The organism is Streptomyces sp. YIM 130001 (assembly GCF_003574445.1).
Classification (GTDB): Bacteria; Actinomycetota; Actinomycetes; order Streptomycetales; family Streptomycetaceae; genus Streptomyces.
Genome location: NZ_KZ984561.1, coordinates 230,012 through 249,819, shown reverse-complemented (window position 1 = coordinate 249,819; position 19,808 = coordinate 230,012). Strand labels below are relative to the sequence as shown.

The following is a 19,808-nucleotide window of genomic DNA, read 5'->3' as shown; positions in this document are numbered from 1 at the left end:
CCGCCCTGTCGGCGTCCTGGCTCACCTGTGCACCGTCTCTCCTGCGCTTCTCCCTTCCAGCCCGGCAGGGTCCGCCCGCGCGACTGCGCATGTGCAACGGGTGCAGGCGGTCTCTCCCTTGGTCAAATAAATACAGGCAGTGCGGTCTGATATTGACAGACCGCTCGTGCTGTTTTTAGTCTCTACGACACCGGACTGGTACCTGCGGAGCTCCGGAAGCGCCGGAGCGGGGCCTGCATCGGGCAGGGGATGGGGAATCGCGTGGAGATCGAGGTACTGGGAACACTGGAAGTAAGGCTTCAGGGCGTCTCGGTGACCCCGACGGCACCAAAACCGCGAAGGGTGCTTGCTTTGCTCGCACTCCACGCCGGACGGGTCGTCTCGGTCGCCTCGCTCACCGAGGAGCTGTGGGGCGCGACGCCTCCGCGTAGCGCCCGCACCACCCTGCAGACGTATGTGCTGCAGCTGCGGGAACTGATCGGAACCGCGCTGGAACAGACCGAGCCCGATCCGGAGATGCGCCGCACGGCCAAGAGCGTCCTGGCCACCGTGCCCGGCGGCTACCTCCTCGACAGCGGCGAAGGCGTCAGCGACGTCCTGGAGTTCCAGCGGCTCTCCGGGCTCGGCTACCGGGCCATGGACGCCGGGGACTTCCCTGAAGCGGCACGCCACCTGCGGGAGGCGCTGGCGCTGTGGAGCGGCCCCGCGTTCGCCGACGTACAGGTGGGCGAGCAGCTCCAGATGGAGGTCAAGCGCCTCGAGGAGACGCGGCTGTGCGCGCTCGACCAGCGCATCGAGGCGGACCTGCGGCTCGGCCGCCACCGCGATCTGCTGGCCGAACTCACCGTGCTCACCAACCGCTACCCGACGCACGAGAACCTCTACGGGCAGTTCATGCTCGCCCTGCACCGCTCGGGCCGGCGAAGTGAAGCCCTGGAGGCCTACCAGCGCATGCGCACGAACCTCGTGCGTGAACTGGGCCTGGAGCCCTCTGCTGATCTGCAGCGTGTTCAGCGGATGATTCTCATGGCCCGCCCGGAGGCTGCCCTGGCCGCGGCGGCGAACGGTACTCGAGAACGACTCCTGCGCAGTCGCTGACCCGTGCGGCGGGTGGCGCCGTGCACCGCGAGGAAGTCACTCGCGGCCTGCGCGGATACGTAACGGAGAACGCACAGCCACGTGTTGTTCTCCCGCCAGATCATCTGCGGAAATTCCATCCGTAACGCCCGGTGGGACCGGGTACATCCAAGACCGGATTTCCTCGGGGTGCCAGACGGTCACCCTAGGGAAAGCGGTTGCTCAGCATTCTGAAAAAGGCCGGGAACAGCACCCGTTGGTGAAGATCGGTGTCAGTTCGCGCTGTATGCCGCTTCGTTCCCCCGTCGGTTCTTCGGAAGTCGCTCAATGGCGACTCAAGGAACAGGTACCTGAGACGCAAGCAGGACTAGCGTGCCGGTTCGCCGACGACTTCCACCACAGGGAGTTTCCTGTCGACGAACGGAGGAGATCATGGAGATTCAGGTTCTGGGTCCGCTGTGTGCCGCCGTGAACGGGGGGTCGATCGTTCCGACCGCCGGGAAACCCCGGCAGGTTCTCTCCCTGCTCGCGCTGTACCCGCGTCGCGTCATGCCCATCTCGACGCTGATGGAGGAGATTTGGGGGACGGAACCACCCCCCAGCGCGATGACCACGCTGCAGACCTACATCATGCAATTGCGCCGCGGCCTCGGCACCGCCATGGGGCCCGACGCCCCTGGCGCGGCCAAGGACGTCCTGGCGACCCGCCACGGCGGGTACCTGCTGCAGATCCCCCCGGAATCGGTCGACGTGCATGCCTACGAACGCCTCGCGGGCGAGGGGCAGGACGCCTTCGAGCAGGGCGACGACGAGCGGGCCGCCCGGAGCTTCCGCCAGGCACTGGCGCTCTGGCAGGGGCCGGTACTCGTGGACGTCCGGCTCGGTCCCGTACTGGAGATCGAGGTCATGCGCCTCGAGGAGTCCAAGCTCGTCACCACCGAGCGGCGCATCGACGCCGATCTGCGCCTTGGCCGGCACGCCGAACTCCTGGCCGAGCTCGCTGATCTGATAGCCCGTCACCCTCAGCACGAAGGGCTGCACGCCCAGGCGATGCTGGCGCTGTACCGCTCGGGACGACAGGCGTCCGCGCTGGACGTCTACCGCAAGCTGCGGGGCCGCCTCGTGGAGGAGCTGGGCGTGGAACCCTCGCCCCAACTCCAGCGAATGCACCAGGCGTTGCTCGCGGTCGACCCCGATCTCGACATCATCGCCGGCCCTCGCCGGGGCTCCACCTTCGACCGGTACGCGGCCTGAGGAACCGAAGGAAGAGGCGCTCGGGCACCAAGCCGTGTCCTAGCGTGCGAGCGGGGGAGCCGGCCGCGGCTCGTGGCACACGCGGGACGCGGTCCGCACCCCGCTCGTTCAGCCTCACGTCGTTCTCAGTCCATCCTTGAGTGACAATCCAGGCGGTTCGGTCATCCTCGGACTCTGCCCACAGTTCCACGGGCTGATTCGAGGAGGTTGCCATGGCGGACGACCGGCCCGTGCGGCTGCACTGCTTCGCGCACTCCGGAGGCGCTTCTCCGTTCCAGAACTGGACCGTCGACGTGGGCCCGGGCGTGGTACCCGTACCGGTCCTGCTGCCGGGCGGTGAACGACGCCCCGGCGAGCCGCGGGTGACGACGCACGAGGCACTGATCGCCGATCTACTGCCGCACTTCACCGACGTGGGCCGGGAGCCGTATGTGCTCTACGGCCACGGACTCGGTGCGATGGTCGCGCTCTGCGTGACCCGAGCTCTGCACGAGGCAGGACTTCCCGGCCCCGCGCTGCTCGCGGTCGCCGCCTGGCCGCCGCCGCCCGCCCCCGCGGACCTGCCCGACACCCGCGGAGCCACGGACGACGAACTGCTGCAGCGGCTCAGTTCCCGCGGCGGCGTTCCCCTCACCAGTGACGAGGGCGTCTGGCTGCGCGCCGCGCTACCGGTCATCCGGGCCGACATGGAACTCGCCGAGTCGCTGCACGCGGCCCTCGGCAGGCCGTCACCCGCAGGCCCCTTACGGACACCGCTGCTGGTCATCTCCTCGCAGGAGAACCCGCTGGCGAGGGACTCCGCCACCGGAGACTGGCAGGCCTGGACGCAGGGCCCGATCCACTCGCGCACCGTCCCCGGCCGGCACTTCTTCTCGGGGAGCCACGAGCTGCCCCGCCTCCTGGGCCGCGCCTGCCGGGTCGTACGCCGGGTCGAGGCCCAGCCCGTCCCGGTCGGCTGAACCCACGGGCGGCGCACCCGCCCGATTCCCCCCCCCCCACAAGGACGGCGCGAGAGCCGAAGTGCCGCACGCAAGAGCCGTGAACCACCTGCTCCGGCGCGGACGCCCCTCGGGGCACCGCCGCCGGGCAGCTGTGTGCAACGCCGTCCACCCCGACCCGCCGGTGTCCGAGAGAAGAAAGAGAGGTGCGCAGGTGTCTGAGGCGCGTGCAAACGGGGCGACACGCAGCGTGAAGGTGGACGCTCCCGCGGGAGTGGTCTACGCGCTGATCGCCGACGCAGACAAATGGCCCCTCTATTTCTCCACCATGATCCATGTGGAGCAGCTGGAGTTCGACGGTGAGCGCGAGCGCCTGCGCATGTGGTCGCAGCTCGGCGGCCAGCTCAAGTCCTGGATCGCCTACCGCCACCTCGACCCGCTCGCGAGACGGGTCCAGTTCTGGCAGGAACTGCCCGCACCGCCCATACGCTCGCTGGGCGGAACGCTCAACGTGTACCCCGACGGACCGCGGAACAGCACACTGAACGTCTACTACGACTACAGCGTCGTCGACGACCAGCCGGAGTCCGCCGAGTGGGCCCGGCTCGCCACCGAACGGCACACCCGCACGCAGCTCGGCGACATCAAGGACTTCGCCGAACTCTGGTACCGGCTCGACGACTTGATGCTCACCTTCGAGGACTCGGTACGCATCAACGGCCCGGCCGAGCTGGCCTACGACCTGTTGTACCGGGCGGGTGACTGGCCCGAGCACGTGCCGCACATCGCACGGACCGACCTGACGGAGGACACCCCCGGTATCCAGGAGCTGACCTCGCAGATCCTTTGTCCGGGCGGCCCGTACACGACGGAGGCGGTGCGCATCTGCTTCCCGCACGCCGGGCGCATCGTGCACAAACACACCACGCCCGGACCGCTGTTGTCCGCCCGCGCCGGCGAGTGGTCCGTCGTCCCGGACGAAACGGGCGTGACCGTGACCTCGCACCAGCGCGTCCTGCTCGACGAGGAACACGCCCGCCACGCACGCCACGAGCACGGAAGCCTCGCGGCGCTGCGCCGGCAGGTGCGCGACGACCTCGGCGGGGAGAGCCGGACACTGCTCGACCTCGCTCGCCGCCACGCGGAGACCGCCGTCCGCATGCTGTAAGCCGCCCGACCGCACGAGGTCGCGCCCGCCCGTGGAGGCGAACGCGACCGCGTGCCGACAGGCCGCTCCCGTATGGCCGTTCACGAAAGCGCCTGAGTTCGCGAACACTGAGCACTCGACGCCCCGAACCTGGGCGCGAGTCGCGTGTCAGTTGGCGATCATCGTCGTTCTTTCATCCAGCAGGCGGGGCAGATGTCGCGGCCATCACGGGTCCGGTGCCATTACCGGGTTCCCAAGCTGCGAGGAGGGTTGAGGGCCCAGGTCCCGGCCGATGTGCCGGCCGGGACCTGGGGGTGGCTCAGCTGGCCTGGTTGTCGGCCTGGTTGTCGGCCTGTTTGGGCAGGCAGAACATCAGGGCCCACATCAGGGCGAGGAGGCCGCCGACCCAGCACAGCACGGTGACGAACGCGTCGCGGTTGACCGCGGCGTCGGGGGAGCCGCCGGTGATGGCGAAGAACACCACGGCGGTGAGCGCGGTGCCCAGCGCGATGCCCAGGTGAATGGCGGTGTTGAACAAGCCCGAGGCCGAGCCTGCGTCCTCGTGCGGGACCCTGGCCAGCGACAGGTCGGCGAGCGGGCCGGAGACCATGCCCAGTCCGAAGCCGATCAGCACCACCGGAGCGGTCATCGCCAGCAGGGTCAGGTCGGCCTGGTGGCTGCCGATCTGGAGCCCGTAGGCGACCATCGCAGCGGTCGCGGTGAGGGCTCCGGCCTGCGGCAGACGGCGGGCGAAACGTCCGGAGGTCTTCGCGGCGATGGTCGCGCCGCCCAGTTCTCCCACGGAGAGCAGCACGAAGGCCACGGCCGCCTCGAGCGGACTCATGTCCAGTCCGCGCTGCAGGTACAGCGTCCAGGTCATGAAGAACAGGCCGCACAGCAGGCCGTGCATCAGGTCCGCGGTCATGCCCCCGGAGAACTGCCTGATCCGGAAGAGGGACAGGGGCACCAGCGGGGCGTTGTCCTGCCTGCGCCGCTGGTGACGCAGGAAGACGACGAGGACAAGGACGCCGGCGGCGAGCATGACGAAGCACCACAGTGGCCATCCGTGGGCGTGGCCCTCGGTGAGCGCCTGCACGGCACTCACGGCACTCACGGCACTCCGCCCGCCTCCGGCCGGGGGCCCACTCGCCGCACCGGACGAAAGCCCGAGTACATCCAGTACGAGGGCTTCCGGCCGGCGCACCGGGCGCACGCACCGGACACCGCGAGCACCGCACAGGACTTTCCGGACACAACTAGGACTCCGCTCGGGCCCCGCTGCACCCCGGCTCGCGAAAACGGACGCGGCCCCCCTGCTGCCAGTAGCGTCGTTCGCCTGACAACGGCGTGACGGAAAGGCAGGTGAGAGGCCGTCATGGGACACATCGCACAACACGCGGCGAACGGATACCGCGACGGCGCGCTGCACACGTACGGCATTCGCTCCCGCCCGGCTCTGCGAGGAAGGAGCGAGGGGGCCTGGTGCCTGGCCATGGACCGAGCACCCGCATGCCCATGACCGAGAACCGCTTCTCACGCGAGTCCTTCTGTGTCGTCATCGACCCCGGGCCGCCGCCCTACACCCGTCCGTGGGACCTCGTCCTGCACGGGCCGTACGACCCTGCCGTCCTGGACGGCGCCATCGGCGACCTCAACACCGGGGCCCCCGGCCCCGAACAGCCGCACGTGGTGTCGCAGACCGCCTTCGGCCACCACCTCCTGCACCTGCCCGCGACGGAGGAACCCGGCCTCGCCGACCTGGCCGGACGGCTGGCCGACCGCCTCACCGACCTGCCGTCCTACACCGGACTGCTGCCCTGTGTCCGTCGCGCCGCCCGCACGCCGGGTGCCGCGCATGGATTCGAGGCGGCGGTACTCGACGTGCCACGCTCCCTGGACCGTGACGCGGTGCACGGGGCGCTACAGGCCCTGGTGGAAGCCCATCCGCACCTGAGCGGAGCCTTCCACGACCGCCCACGCGACGGCACCCCGCAGCCGGCTCGGGAGAGCTCTGCCGAACGCCAGGACCTGCTGGCCGAGAGCGAGTTCACCGACGAGTCCGGCTTCGCCGAGGCACTGCTGCACGCCGGCCGCCCTCTGGACGCCGCCGCCGGCCCCCTGGTGCGCGGTCTGCTCGCCCATGACCGCGGCCCCGGCCGAGGTGCCGCGCGGCTCGCCCTCATCGTCCACGAGGCCGCCGTCGACCGGGCTTCCTGGCACACCCTCACCGCGGACCTGGCCGACGCACTGCGCGCGGCCGGCGACACGACGCCGCCTCGACTGCACAGCGCAAGGGAGCTCGCCGCACGCCGGCTGGCCGAGCTGCGGCGCGCAGCGCGCGACCCCGCCGAGACCCGGCACTGGCGCCACGTCGCCGAACGCAGAGCCCGCGCATCCGCCCCCCGACGGCCGGTTGACGGCGTCGCGACGACGGGCCACGCGAGCAGCCCGCCCACGTCCGGCGCGGACACAGCGCGCGCCGCGGACGACCGGCAGCACACCGCCTTCGTCCTCGGCGAAGGCTCCGCCGACCTGCTCCTCGGCGACCTGGCCAGGCGACTGGCGCTCACCGCCGAGCAGGTGATGACCGGAGCCTTCGCCCTCGCGCTCGCCCAGTGGCAGGGCACGAGCGAAGCCGTCTTCGACGTACGCAGCGATCCGCGGACCCTGCGACGTGACCTGCGCGACCTGGTCGGACGCTTCGACGACCCCTATCCGGTCCATCTCACCGTCGCCTCCGGCGCCCCGCCCCTCGAGCGACTCCTCGTCCTCGCGGGCGCCCTCGCCGCAGCCACCGGCAAAGCCGGGAGCGGTGCGGGGTTCGGCGCCTGCCGCGAGTGGAGCCCGGACCCACTGCTGCGCCACGCCCTGCGCGAAGTGACACCTGCCGCCATCAGCCTCGACCTCGCGGAACTGGCCGGCACCGTCGAACCCCTGCCCGACTCCGTCACGCTCGACAGGACGCACACCACCGGCAGACCGCCCGATCTGGAGGTGCGAGCCAGGCTCGTCGAGGGCCGCCTCGACGTCCGCCTCGACCGCGCGGCCGAGGCGCGTCTCACCGAGGAGTCCGTAGCCGAACTCGCCCGGATCTTCATGGAGTTGATGGTCGACCTGGCAGAGGCGCCGGCCGGGCTGCTGACCGCCTTCCCGGCCACCGAACAACAGGCGTCCCTCCACCGCAGCGGCGACGCACGGCCCGGCACCGGACGCCACGTCGAACAGCTCCTGTGGTTCTGGCACGGCCCTCTCGAGCCCGCCCGGTTCTCCGCGGCCTGGCAGTCGGTCTTCGACCACGAGACCGTGCTGCGCACCGCGTTCGCCGACGGCCCCGAAGCGCTGCTTCTGCTGCACGACAACGTCGTCCCCGACATCACCCACCGCACCTGCCCTGCGGACGAACTGTCCACGCTCCTCGAGGACGACCGGCTGCGCGGTTTCGACCTGCGCCGCCCCGGCGCCCTGCGGGTCACCGTCCTGGACCCCGATCGCCCCGCGCCCGGTGCCGACTCCACGCCGACCCGGATCCTGCTCACCTACCACCAGGCGCTCCTCGACAACTGGAGCGCCCACCTCCTCGTACGCGCCTTCCACCGCGCCTACCTCTCCGGCGGCACGCTGGCCGGCGGCGAGCGACGGCCGGACCTGCGCGACTACGTGGCCTGGACCACCGCCCAGGACTCCCAGGCCGCCCAGGCGTACTGGACCCGTGCGGCGCCCCCCGACAGTGCGGCCTCCCGTCCCGGCCGCGGCGCGGGACCCACCGGACTCACCGGCGTCGGCAGGCCACGCCTGCGCCTCGAACCCGACGAGACCACCCGCCTGGTGCACTGGGCCGCCGGGTGGGGCGTATCGGAGAGCAGCGTGCTGCAAGGCGTATGGGCACTGCTCATCCACCGCGCCACCGGCACCGACGGCCCGGCGCCGGTCTGCTTCGCCGTGACCGTACCCGGCCGCGGCATCCCGCTGGACGGCGTCGCCCGCATGCCGGGACCCCTGCGCAACGCCCTGCCGATGGGCGTCGAGGTGGACCCCGACGACACCCTGTACAACCTGCTGCGGACCCTGCGGGACCGCGCGCTCGACATGGCCGCCTACGAGTGGTTCCCCGGCGAGTGGACCCGCGACGACGCCGACCCGCGCCACGATCCCGCCGACACCGTGATCGTCTTCGAGGATCCGCCGCACCCCGTGAAGGGCCTGGAGAGCGAGCTCGCCCAGCACGGCATCCGCGCCGAGTTCCCCGGCACCCTGCCGGCACGGTCGCGACTGCCCGTCGCGCTGATCGCCCACCACGACGCCGGCGGGGGACTGGTCCTGACCGCAGTGCACGACCGAGCGCTGCTCGACGCCGAGGCCGCGGCCGAACTGCTCGCCCAGAGCGTGCTGCTGCTGCGTGAACTGCCCCTGCGTGCCGACGAGTCGACGCTCGTGGCGCAGGCACTGCACCTGCTGGACGGCAGCGCGGTGCCGCGGATGGCGGAGACACCCGCACGGGCCGCCGACAAACCCCTGGTCGTGCTGCGCGCCGCCACCCAGGAGGACACCGGCACCATCTGCCTGATCCCCCCGCCCGGCGCCCCCGCCACCTGCTACGACCTGCTGGCCCGCACCTACCCGGGCCCGGAGGAACTGCTGGTGCTCACCGCCCCGGGCGGCGCGGCCCAGTCGGCTCTCGTCGCACACAGCATCGGCCGGCCGCTCGCCCTCGCCGGGTTCTCCGGCGCGGGCGCCCTCGCCTACGACATCGCCCGGCGCGTAGCCGCGGGCGGTGGACGTCCTCCCCGGGTCCTTGTGGCCGGAGCGGCGTCCGATGACGAGCGACGCTCCCACCAACTCGCCGAAGCCCTGCCCCACGCCCTCGACACCGACAACTGACGAACCGAGCGCTACGACCCCAACAGGGCGACAGGAACGGCCTGTTGGGCCCCGTCGCACCGAGGTCGCGTCGGACACCGCCGCTCCAGTGAACGTCAGGCGGTGCTCGACCCTCCTTCGTGCGGTGTTCTCCATGGTGGTCATGTGGCACGGATCACGTCGACCCGTGCTCGGCGGGGTACCGCCACGAGCCGCCGGCCCGGTCGGCCGGGCACCCGCGCACCACCGATGACCACTGCTGTCGACCGTACGAGCAGGAGGACCAGGTGCTTGACATCACCGAGGCAGACGCCGGCCCCGCCAAGGAACTCGACGAACTGACACTGTCGTTCCCGCCCCCGCTGATCCTGGCCGGCAGCGACGAGGAGGAGACCTGGGAGCCGCATCTGGTCAGGGGCATCGACTGACCGCCGCGGCCCCTCGGCCCGCTCGGCCCACGACGCCGAGCGACGGTGAAGAGGGCGGTATGGACGCCTCTCGGCGCAGTGCCCGGCAACTCCTCGCGGCCTGCTGCTGGCGACCGTTGCTGCGCGCCGTTGTCACCTTCGGCGCCACGGTCGCCGGCCCCCTGGTGTACTACCACGCGCTCTGGGAGGGCCCGGAAGGCGGAGCTGCGCCCGCGGCGCCACACTCCGGCCTCCGCGGCCGTGCGCCGGGCCGCCGCACGCGTACTCCGAGCGTCTGAGGACTTGACTGCGTGCCTGCGTGTCCGAGGAGCTGAGCGAGCGCCGGCACCGGTCCCCGCAGGAGCGGTCCCTCGCAGGGGAGTCGGGGCCCGAGCCCCCTCGCCGGCCGCGCGTGGAGATGAACTGACAGAGCCCCGGTCCGCAGAACGACATCCTGGGATCGGGGCTTCGCCCACCGTCGGCGGGATCAGACCGTCGTGAAGACCTCTTCGTAGGTGAGGCGCGGCGATCGCGGGAACCAGGCGTCCTCGCCCGGCCTGCCGATGTTGATGACGACGAACGGCGTGTGGTCGTCGTCCAGGAACTCCTTCTGGATGCCGGCGAAGTCGGCTCCGGTCATCGGGCCGGCGGCCAGGCCTGCGGCGCGTACGCCGATGACGAAGTACGCGGCCTGCAGTGCGGCGTTGAGGCCGGCGGAGCGTTCGCGGGCCGGGCGCTCGGCGAAGAAGACGTCCTTCGCCTGGGGGAAGTGCGGGAACAGGCGCGGCAGTTCGGCGTGGAACTCGTTGTCCGCCGACAGGATCGCGACCAGCGGTGCGGTGGCTGTCTTGGACTGGTTGGCACCCGACATGTGCCGGACCAGGCGGGTACGGGCCTCGGGGGAGCGGACCAGGGTGATGCGCAGCGGTGACTGGTTGTAGGCCGTGGGGCCGTACTTCACCAGGTCATGGATCGCCTGGATCTGTTCGTCGGTCACCGGTTCGTCGGTGAACGTGTTGGCGGTGCGGGCCTCGCGGAAGAGGAGGTCCTGGGCCGCGGCGTCAAGGCAGAGGGTCATGGGGGAGCGTCCTGGTTCTGGCCGTCGGCCGGCCGGAGCGGGCCGGCGTTCGGGGGCGGTGCGCGTGGGGCGGGTGCCCCACGCGCCTGAGTCGGCGGAGCCTCGGACGCGGTGCCGCCGGCGGAGGTCGGCTCACCACTCCACCAGTGCGAAGCTCGCGGCCATGCCGCCGCCGAAGCCGGCCAGCAAGATCAACTCGCCCGGGCGGAAGGCGCCCTCGCGTGCGGCCGCGTCCAGTGTGATCGGGATGGAGGCGGCCCCGGTGTTGCCGTAGTGCGTCACCGTGCGGTGCATGGTGGCGCGCGGCAGGCCCAGTTCCGGCAGGACCTCGTCGAGCATCACGCTGTTGGCCTGGTGCGGCACGAAGTGGCTGATGTCCGTGCGCTCGACGCCGGCCTCGTGCAGGAAGCCCTTCACCATCTGCGGCAGTTGCTCGACAACGAAACGGCGCACCTCGCGCCCGTCCATCGCGAAGTACTGCAGCCCGTCGTCGAGCCCCGCCCGGTCGAGGGGCTGCCGGCTGCCGCCCGCGGGCACCTGGATCAGGTGCGACAGTTCGCCGAAGGTGTGCAGGGCGACGTGCCGCACCAGCGGGCCGCGGTCGGTGGTGCCGAGCACCATGGCGCCGGCGCCGTCACCGAACAGGACGACGGTCTTGCGGTCGGCCGGGTTCAGGATGCGGGAGTAGACGTCCGCACCGATGACGAGCGCGTAGCCGCCGCGGCGCAGGATGACGCTGCCGACGGCCGAAAGGGCGAACACGGTCCCGGAGCAGACCGCGTTGACGTCGAACGCCGCCGTGCCGGACGCCCCGAGGTTCTGCTGGACGTAGGCCGCCGTGGGTGGCTGGGGCCGGTCCGGGGTGGAGGTGGCCACCGCGATCACGGAGAGCTGTTCGGCCGTGATGCCGGCGGCCTGCATCGCGGAGCGGGCCGCGGCCGTGGCGAGGTCGGACGTGGCCTGCTCGGGGGCGGCCCAGCGGCGTTCGCGGATGCCGGTCTTTCGGGTGATCCACGCGTCGTCGACGCCGGCCGGACCGCCGACTTCGTCGTTGGAGACGATCCGATCCGGCACGCAGGTGCCGGTACCGAGGATTCTGACGTCGATATGGGGGACGATCCGGTCCGGCCCGGACGTGCCGGTGCTGAGGCCGCTCAGGTCGTTCATGGGCGTGCCCTCCCCTCAAATGGTCTGTGGTCAGCGGAATTCGGGCCGGCGCGGAGCGGCCGGCGGGGCCCCGGAGGGTGGGCGGCCGTCCTGGCCGCCCACCCTCCGGGGCTGCACGGTGCGCTCAGCGCGTGGTGTACACACGCTTGTGGCTGTTGATCCCGGCGAGCCGGAAGGAACCCGTGGTCTGCTCACGGGTGGAGTGCGAACCGCCGTCGGCGGGCAGCTTCTGACGGTGCAGCTCGCGGTAGCCCGCGTAGTCGACCGGCTTGCGCCGCGCGATCGCCTCGTGGTTCGCCTCGGTGCGCAGGTGCTTCTTGTAGTCCTCGGCGACGGTGCCGGCGAAGAACTCGGCGACACTGCCGGAGCCGTAGCTGAGGAAGCCGATGGAGCGGCCGGCGAGGTCCTCGTGCTGGTCGAGGAGTGCGGCCAGAGCAAGGTAGACGGAGGCGGTGTAGCTGTTGCCGATCACCTTGTTGTAGGCGGTGGTCAGACCGACCGCACGGGTGATGTCCGCCGTGTCGGTGTCGAGTCCGTTGGTGTTCAGCAGATGGTGGTGCGCCTTGTACGCCATCTTCGTGAACGGCTGGTGGTAGACGAACGCCGCGAACTCGTCGAGCGACTTGCCGCCCTGCTCGGTGTGGTCCTTCCAGCAGCCCTCGACGGCCTGCAGGTAGGCCGCGATGGACTCCTGGCCGTCGACCAGCGCGGTGTCGCGGTAGTTGGGCCGCCAGAAGTCCATCACGTCGGCGGTGAAGAGGCCGGACGGGTCCTCGATGCGCACGAGCGCGGGGTCGACGCTGACGAGCATGGCGACCGCGGCGGCGCCCTGGGTGGCCTCGCCGGGACTGTCCAGGTCGTACTTGGAGACGTCACTGGCGATCACCAGCACCTGTTGCGCGGGGTCGCGGTGCACCAGGCCGATGGCGAACTGCAGCGCCGCCGTGGCGCCGTAGCAGGCCTGCTTGAGTTCCACGACACGACTGGCCGAGGGCAGTCCCAGCAGGGAGTGCACATACACACCGGCCGACTTCGCCTGGTCGATGGACGACTCGGTGGCGAAAACGACCGTACGGATGCGGTCACTTCCGTGGCGGGCGACGATCGGTGCGGCCGCCGAGGCGGCCATCGTGACGATGTCCTCGTCGGCGGCGGGCACACTCATGGACTCCTGTCCGATGCCCAGGTGGTACTTGTCGATGTCGGTGCCGTTGTGGTCGGCGAGCGCGACGTGCGGGAGGACGAACTCCGCGGTGGCGAAGGACAGATCGTGGATTCCGACGGCTATGGACATGGCTATGCACCTACCTTGACGGCCTTGTGGTCGGGGTTCGCGCGTTCCAACTGGACGTGTGCACGCATCAGTTCACCGGGATTGGTCTGTGCGGCGAGCAGCGACAACTCGCCGCACAGCACGGTCGCGGCGGCGATGACCGCTAGACGCCGCGCGTTCTCACCGGGGATGCGGTCCTCGCGGCAGCCGAGCCGGGTCAGGTTCGTCTCCACGAAGCCGAGGCCCTTGCCGTTGCCGACGCTGCCGACGATCAGGTTCGGCAGGTTGCAGGAGAAGTACAGGTCGCCGTCGCGGTCCTCGGCCATGACGATGCCCTGGGAGCCCTCGACGATGTTCGCGGCGTCCTGGCCCGTCGCCAGGTAGAAGGCGAGCAGCATGTTCGCGTAGTGGGCGTTGGCCGAGCGGATCCCGCCCGCGAGCAGGGTGCCGAGGAGGTTCTTGCGGACGTTCAGCTCGACGATCTTGGCCGCCGTGGTGTGCAGGACGTCGGTGACCACGTCGCGCGGTACGAGCAGCTCGGTGACGACGTTCTTGCCGCGGCCGAGGATGCCGTTGATGGCGGTGGCCTTCTTGTCCGTGCAGTAGTTCGCGGAGATCGACCCGTAGGAGATGCCCGGCACCGTCTCGAGCAGGTGCTTCAGGAGCGTGTCGGACGCGAGGGTCGCCATGTTGTGTCCGGAGGCGTCCCCGGTGCTGAACTCGAAGCGCAGGAACAGCAGGTTGGAGGAGATCTCGTGCCGGATGGTGAGCAGTTCGGCGAACCGGCTGCAGGTGCGCACCACGTCGCGCAGCTCGTCGATCCGGGCCTCGATGCTCCGTGCGGCGGTGAGGGCGGTGAGCGCGTCGGTGGCCTCCACCAGGACGGAGCGGGTCATACGCTCGTCCACGAGGGTGGCGACGATGCCCTTCTCCGCCAGGCGGGAGACCTTCGCGCCGCGGCCCACGGAGGGCCACAGGGGTGATTCGTAGGTGGCCAGCGGGACATGTGTCTCGGTGGTGGCGACGTTGCCCGAGATGCGCAGCGGGCCGATCCATCGCATCGGGACACCGGCAATGGCGTGTGCTTCGGTCATCGTGTGCTTCCCGTCATCTCGTGGAGGGTGTCGATGGAGCTGGAACGCTGGGCGAGGCGCTGGGTGTCGATGCCGCGATCCAGGCAGAAGTCCCGCAGTTCGCGGTGGACCTGCAGATCGCACTGCGCAAGCTCGGCCGGGGAGCGGGCGCCGAGCATGGTCTGCAGGGCGGCCACCTGGTCGAGCCAGGTGGAGATCTTGCCGATCAGCGTCGCCACGTCGGCGTCGAGCAGGGTGCGCAGGAAGCCGCCGGAGGAGCCGACGGCCGAGGCGCCGAGGGCCAGTGAGCGGACGACGTCGAGTGCGTTGCGGACACCGCCGGACGCGAGGACCGGGAGGCCGACGTCCTGCGCGTCCAGGAGACATGCGGCGGTCGACTGGCCCCAGTCGTGCAGGAACGCGTAGTCGGCGAGGTCGCGCCGGCCGTTCTCGATGCGTGCGAAGTCGGTGCCGCCGCGGCCGCTGACGTCCGCGACCCGGACCCCCAGGCCGGGCAGCGCCAGGATGGTCTGCCGGCTCAGGCCGTTGCCCACCTCCTTGACGATGACGGGAACCGCGACCGCCGCCGCGATCCGCTCGATCTGCGTCGCCCAGGAGCCGAAGGAGCGGTCGCCCTCCGGCATCGGGGTCTCCTGCGCGGTGTTGACGTGGATCTGCAGCGCGTCGGCCTCGATCAGGTCGATGGCGCGCTGTGCGTTGTCGACCGACGCCGTGGCGTTGACGTTGGCCATCACGAACCCGTGCGGGTTCTCCGTGCGCAGTACGCGGAAGGTCTCCGCGCAGGACGGGTCCTTGAAGTAGGCGTGCATGGAGCCGGAGGCGATGGCCAGGCCCGTCTCGCGTGCGGCGGTGGCCAGGTCGCGGTTGATGGCGCCGGTCTTGGGGCTGCCGCCGGTCATCGCGTTGATGTAGAGCGGCGCGTTCCAGTGGATGCCGGCGAAGGTCGTGGCCAGGGACACGTCGGGCCGGTCGATGCCGGCCAGCGCGTGGTGCACGAAGGACACGTCGTCGAACTGGTTGTGTCCGTCGTGCGCGTGTGCCTGTTCCATGGCGAGCCGGACGTGGTCGTCCTTGCGTCGAGCGCTCATTCCTCGATCCCTTTCACAGCGGGACTCACGGGCAGGGGAGTGACCCCGGCCGCGGCCCAGCGGTCACGTACGTGCGCGATGTGGTCCGGGGCGTCGGTGGCGAACAGCGCGATGCCGCAGTCGCCGCCGCCGGCGCCGGAGGGTTTGGCGGCTCCGCCGTCGGCTTCGGCGATGGAGCACAGGGCTGTCAGTTGCGGTGTGAAGATGCCGAGTCCCACTGCGTCGTCCAGGTGGGACAGTTCCTGCCGGGCCCGCCGGATCTGCTGCTGCACGCCCGGCGCGTCACCGGCCTCGATGGCGGCCGCCGCGGCGTCGACGAACTCGGCGGAAGCGGCCAGGAACCTCTCGTGTGTCGGGGTGCCACGCCAGGTCCTTCGGTGCAGGTCCGCCACGAGTGACGTGGTGGAGGCCGGGGTGCCGGTCCAGCCGACCTCCAGGCTCAACCCGGCCGGTGGCGGAAGTGGGCGCGCCTGGAAGCCGGGCCAGGGCGCACGCAGCGTGTGGCCGATGCCCCGCTCGTGGACCAGGTCGAGGACGTGGGCGCGATCCGGTGCCCGGTAGGCCAGCCAGCCGCCCCAGACGGCGGCGGCCAGGTCGCCGCCGGAGCCCTTGATGTCGATCCCGGCGCCGGTGACGAGAGCGAGGCGGAACACCTGCTCCCGGGTGAGGGCGAGTTCGCAGACCTCGGCGACGGCCTCGATGGTCGCCACGGTCACGGCCCCGCTGGAGCCGAGCCCGAACTTCCGGCCGCCCTCGTGCAGGTCGCTCCGTACGGTCAGGGCCAACTGCGGTGCGGGGAGCCCGTGTTCGGCGAGCAGCGTGTGCACGGTCTCGACCGCGGACAGGACGTGCACGAGCTTCTCGCGCAGGCCGCTCTCGTCGCCGGGACCGCTCAGGCGCAACGTGCCGTCGCGCCACGTCCAGTGCACTTCGTGCGGCCCCAGGTCGGAGGAGACCGTCACGCCGGGACGGGCGGCCGCGGTGGCGGTGACGGTGACGTAGCGGTCCACCGCGACCAGGAGGGCCGAGTGGCCGGGCTCCACCACCGCGTACTCGCCGGCGACGAAGAGCTTGCCGGGCGCGCGACGCACGACGGCCGGGGCGGAGCTCATCGTTGCGGCCCCTCGATGAGCCGGGCGCCCGGGCCCGGCCCGGCGACGTGCACCTGGCAGGCCGGCGCTGCCTCGCCCACGACCGAGGCCACCGTGGCCGCATCCGCCCGTGGGCAGAGCACCTTGACGTTCGGGCCGGCGTCCATGGTGGCGTAGGCGGCGATGCCGTCGCGCCGCAGCTGCTGCACGCTGTCGAGAACGGTGAGCGTGGCGGGCGAGAGATAGCGCACGGCCGGACGGGCGGCCAGCATCGTCGCGTGCATGCCGAGGGCATTGTGTTCCGCGATCTCGCCGACGGCCGTGAAGTCGCCTTGCGCCAGGGCCGCATGCATGGTGGTGAGGTCGGCGCGGCTGGACCGGGCCCACGGCTCGTACAGCGGCGAGGTGTCGACGGTGTGGCGCATGGCGGCGCGGCTCGAGATGTCCTTGGGGCCCGCGTTGACCACCGCGACGACGAGTGCGGGGTCGATGCCCCGTGCCGGGACGGGTTCGGCGTAGGAGGTGAGGTCGGCCTCGGCGGCGGGGCGCCGGTGGTCGCCGGCGTGCCAGACGGCGAAGCCGCCGAAGAGCGACCGGGACGCCGAACCCGAGCCGCGCCGGGCGAGCCGGGACAGCGCGGTCGCGTCCAGGTCGAGCCCGTACGCGCGGGCGGCGGCCACGGCGAGTGCGGCGAAACCGCTCGCGGAGGAGGCGAGACCGGCGCCGGTGGGCACGGCGTTCTCGGTGTCCACGACGGCGCGGTGCGTCACGCCCGCCCGCTCCCGCACCAGGTCGAGGAAGGCGGAGATGCGCCGCAGGGCATCGCCGGTGGCGGCGGCGCCGTTGAACGTCACCGCATCCTCGCGCGCCCCGGCGTCGAGGCCGACGCGCGTGGTCGTGGGGAAGATGTCCAGCGTCATCGACAGGCTGGAGGTGCGCGGGAGGAAGAGTTTCTCGTCGCTCTTGCCCCAGTACTTGATCAGCGCGATGTTCGGGTGCGCCACGGCGGTCGCCTCGTCGACGGCCTGGTGCCCGCGCTCGGGCAGGACGGTGGCCTGCTGCTCAGACATGATGGTGGACCTTCCTCAGCGGTACGACCCAGGTCTGCACGGCACCGGCTTCGTGGAGTTCGCGGGTGACCTCGCGGGCCTGATCCGTACGGGTCAGGGCGAGGACGCAGCCTCCGAGGCCGCCGCCGGTGATCTTGGTCCCGAGGCTGCCCGCCGCCTGCGCGGCGGCGACCATCGCCTCGATCCGGTCGACACTGAGCCCCACATCGCGCAACAGGCCGTGATAGGTGGTCAGTTGGGCGCCCAGATCCTCGATGCGGCCGTCGGCGAGCGCGCGGGTGGCGTCCTCGGTGAGGTCGGTCGCCCGGCGCAGGAAGGCGTCCTGTGCGCCGGGGCGGCGGCCGAAGTCGTCGCGCAGCAGGTCGACGGCCTCCTTCGTGCTGCCGGCGACGCCGCTGTCGGCGATGATGAACAACCCCTCGCAGCCGATGGCGAGTTGCTGCACGGTGCCCGCCTGGAAGCGCAGCGGCCGCGAGGCACCGACGGTGCGGGCATCGACGCCGCTAGCCCGGCCGTGCGTCAGGTTCTCGGCGGTCTGCACCAGGTCGAAGGCGGTGTCGTCCGAGAGCCTTCGGCCGAAGAGGTCGGCGAGCGCGAGGACGATCGCCCGCGAGTTCGCGGCGCTCGACCCGAGGCCACGGCCCGGCGGGATGGCGCCGTCCAGGATCACATCCAGATGCGGGCTGCCCGGTACGCGCATGCGCTGCTTGAACGCGGCGGCCAGCTGCTGCAGGCCGTCCGACGCGCGGGTGACGACCGCCCGGGAGGCCGAACCCGTCATGGTGAAGGACAGGTTGCCTTGGCTGTCGGCGCGGTGGGAGGACCATCCGGCACTGGCCGTGGCCGTGAGCTGGGGGATCGGCAGGGCGAGCGCGGGAGCCCCGTAGACGACCGAGTGTTCGCCCAGCAGGATCGCCTTGGCATGGGCCCGGCCGATGCCGACAGAGCGGGCGCGGCTGTCTTCGGAAACCCCCTCCACCGTGGTCCGTAGAGTCAACGCACTCAGCTCCCCTTGTCTCTTCTGCGTGGTGATTGCATCGGCCGGATGTCCAGGAACGAATGGAGTGCACGCCGGGTGCGGAACGCTCCCCGCTGCGCTTGCCTGCGGAAGTGCGACGGACCGGCCGCCTGGGCCCGGACGTGTGCCGGCCTGGCGGACGTGCCTGCCCCGGGCGCGGTCGCCGCGACAGGGGCCGGCGCTGTGGGACCTGCGGAAGCGCTGGTCATGGTGATCGCTGCTCACGCCGCCGCGTCGGGTCCCGTCGGATACGGGGGAGGCGGGTCGTCTTTCGGGTACGTGCCGTCCGGGCCGGACATGGAGCGGACCGCCCGGAGAGTTTGTGCACGTGAGCCGGTGGTCCGGTCCGTGCGGGCCGGTGGCCGCGGCAGCCGGACTGCCGTGACTGCGACCGGAGTTCGGTCGAAACGGGGGTGCGGTGAGAGCGACATCTGCAGTTCCTCGAGCCGAGTGGGCCGATGGGTGAAGTGAGCCACCGAACGTGGTGGGGCGGCGTGCGCCGCGGATGCGTCGCACCAGCGCCGCGCGGGAGCGGGACCGGGCGCGCGGACCGATTCCGGTGCGTCAACGGGCGGCGGCAGGCACCTTCGTGGCGCCGGCGCCGCCACTGACACGGCAGGCGGAGGAACGCACCGCGCCGCGCTGCACGGTGATGCGGGTGAGCTCCTCGATGTCGAACGTCGAGGGGCAGTTGGGCGCCCCGTAGCGGGTGATCTTCCCGCGGCTCACCCACTTGCGGATGGTCGCTTCGGAGACGCCCACGGCGAGTGCCGCGACATTGGTGGGGACGAGCCGGTGGTGCGGTGGCCTGATCATGCGGTGACATCCTCTCGCTGCTGTTCCATGAGCTGCCGTATGTTCAGCAATTCATGAATTTCCCAGGAATGGCCTGCAGAACAGTCGATGCTGGCGGCCCTGCCTGCGCCGTGACGTGTCTGTTCAGGGTTTATTGACCCGTCACAGTCCGGTACGACACAGGGTCTTCCGTACGAGCCGGTATTCCGGATATCGGGGTCTATGGTGCTGCGCAGTTGCGCGATGAGTTCTTCCACCTCGTCCGCGAAGTCGGCTGCCGGGAATTGCTCGGCAAGCCAGTTCAGATGGTGCAGCAGGAACTGCGAGAGCTGCGACACGTCACGGCGCGGAGCGGTCACCGACAGCTCCTGGACGACCAGGTCCGACCAGGAGCCGAGTGTGGCGAGCACGTCGTGCCGGGTGTCGAGCACGGCCACGTTCAGCACCTCACGCC

At 71.1% G+C, this 19,808-nt stretch carries 17 protein-coding genes; 6 read left to right on the top strand and 11 right to left on the bottom strand.

Annotated elements, in window-relative coordinates:
* Positions 1-261: 261 nt before the first annotated feature.
* From DSC45_RS24530 to DSC45_RS24515, 4 genes are all read left to right on the top strand, one after another.
* Positions 262-1,098 (top strand): AfsR/SARP family transcriptional regulator, encoded by an 837-nt coding sequence (locus DSC45_RS24530; RefSeq protein WP_119294103.1) that lies wholly within the window; start codon positions 262-264, stop codon positions 1,096-1,098.
* Between the two features lie 411 nt (positions 1,099-1,509).
* Complete coding sequence (locus tag DSC45_RS24525) at positions 1,510-2,331, top strand: AfsR/SARP family transcriptional regulator (protein ID WP_119294102.1); 822 nt, start codon at positions 1,510-1,512, stop codon at positions 2,329-2,331.
* A 212-nt stretch (positions 2,332-2,543) separates the two neighbouring features.
* The gene (locus tag DSC45_RS24520; RefSeq protein ID WP_119294101.1) at positions 2,544-3,290 is read left to right on the top strand and encodes a thioesterase II family protein; all 747 of its coding nucleotides are present in this window, start codon (positions 2,544-2,546) and stop codon (positions 3,288-3,290) included.
* Positions 3,291-3,519: 229 nt separating this feature from the next.
* On the top strand, positions 3,520-4,437 hold the full coding sequence (locus DSC45_RS24515; protein ID WP_240434819.1) for an aromatase/cyclase: 918 nt from the start codon (positions 3,520-3,522) through the stop codon (positions 4,435-4,437).
* Positions 4,438-4,735: 298 nt separating this feature from the next.
* Here the strand turns inward: DSC45_RS24515 and DSC45_RS24510 are convergent, their stop codons facing one another.
* A complete protein-coding gene (locus DSC45_RS24510; protein WP_240434822.1) occupies positions 4,736-5,620 on the bottom strand; it encodes an MFS transporter in 885 nt (294 codons plus the stop codon).
* Between the two features lie 305 nt (positions 5,621-5,925).
* Here DSC45_RS24510 and DSC45_RS24505 point away from each other — a divergent pair, with 305 nt between their 5' ends.
* Positions 5,926-9,294, top strand: coding sequence for a condensation domain-containing protein (locus tag DSC45_RS24505; RefSeq protein WP_119294099.1), 3,369 nt, complete (start codon positions 5,926-5,928; stop codon positions 9,292-9,294).
* Positions 9,295-9,560: 266 nt separating this feature from the next.
* Positions 9,561-9,701, top strand: coding sequence for a hypothetical protein (locus DSC45_RS35875; protein ID WP_162929338.1), 141 nt, complete (start codon positions 9,561-9,563; stop codon positions 9,699-9,701).
* 466 nt (positions 9,702-10,167) lie between these two features.
* Here the strand turns inward: DSC45_RS35875 and DSC45_RS24500 are convergent, their stop codons facing one another.
* The 10 genes from DSC45_RS24500 to DSC45_RS24455 form a co-directional block, all read right to left on the bottom strand.
* Entirely contained in the window at positions 10,168-10,758 is a 591-nt protein-coding gene (locus DSC45_RS24500; protein WP_119294098.1) for a malonic semialdehyde reductase, read from the bottom strand.
* A gap of 132 nt (positions 10,759-10,890) precedes the next feature.
* Complete coding sequence (locus tag DSC45_RS24495) at positions 10,891-11,925, bottom strand: 3-oxoacyl-ACP synthase III family protein (RefSeq protein WP_119294097.1); 1,035 nt, start codon at positions 11,923-11,925, stop codon at positions 10,891-10,893.
* A gap of 124 nt (positions 11,926-12,049) precedes the next feature.
* Positions 12,050-13,219, bottom strand: coding sequence for a hydroxymethylglutaryl-CoA synthase (locus tag DSC45_RS24490; RefSeq protein WP_119294096.1), 1,170 nt, complete (start codon positions 13,217-13,219; stop codon positions 12,050-12,052).
* Positions 13,220-13,221: 2 nt separating this feature from the next.
* Positions 13,222-14,292 carry a hydroxymethylglutaryl-CoA reductase gene (locus DSC45_RS24485; protein WP_119294095.1) on the bottom strand — a complete coding sequence of 357 codons (1,071 nt, stop codon included), beginning with the start codon at positions 14,290-14,292 and terminating at the stop codon, positions 13,222-13,224.
* Positions 14,289-15,380: a type 2 isopentenyl-diphosphate Delta-isomerase gene (gene fni, locus DSC45_RS24480; protein WP_119294094.1), complete on the bottom strand. Its 1,092-nt coding sequence runs from the start codon at positions 15,378-15,380 to the stop codon at positions 14,289-14,291. The genes DSC45_RS24485 and fni overlap by 4 nt, the downstream gene beginning before the upstream one ends.
* Entirely contained in the window at positions 15,377-16,492 is a 1,116-nt protein-coding gene (locus DSC45_RS24475) for a phosphomevalonate kinase (RefSeq protein ID WP_119294093.1), read from the bottom strand. Before DSC45_RS24475 ends, fni begins: the two co-directional genes overlap by 4 nt.
* A complete protein-coding gene (gene mvaD, locus DSC45_RS24470) occupies positions 16,489-17,541 on the bottom strand; it encodes a diphosphomevalonate decarboxylase (RefSeq protein WP_119294092.1) in 1,053 nt (350 codons plus the stop codon). The genes DSC45_RS24475 and mvaD overlap by 4 nt, the downstream gene beginning before the upstream one ends.
* Entirely contained in the window at positions 17,534-18,538 is a 1,005-nt protein-coding gene (mvk, locus tag DSC45_RS24465) for a mevalonate kinase (RefSeq protein WP_119294091.1), read from the bottom strand. Before mvk ends, mvaD begins: the two co-directional genes overlap by 8 nt.
* A 585-nt stretch (positions 18,539-19,123) precedes the next feature.
* On the bottom strand, positions 19,124-19,375 hold the full coding sequence (locus tag DSC45_RS24460) for a hypothetical protein (protein ID WP_119294090.1): 252 nt from the start codon (positions 19,373-19,375) through the stop codon (positions 19,124-19,126).
* The gene (locus DSC45_RS24455; protein WP_240434818.1) at positions 19,372-19,791 is read right to left on the bottom strand and encodes a hypothetical protein; all 420 of its coding nucleotides are present in this window, start codon (positions 19,789-19,791) and stop codon (positions 19,372-19,374) included. Before DSC45_RS24455 ends, DSC45_RS24460 begins: the two co-directional genes overlap by 4 nt.
* Between the last annotated feature and the right edge of the window lie 17 nt (positions 19,792-19,808).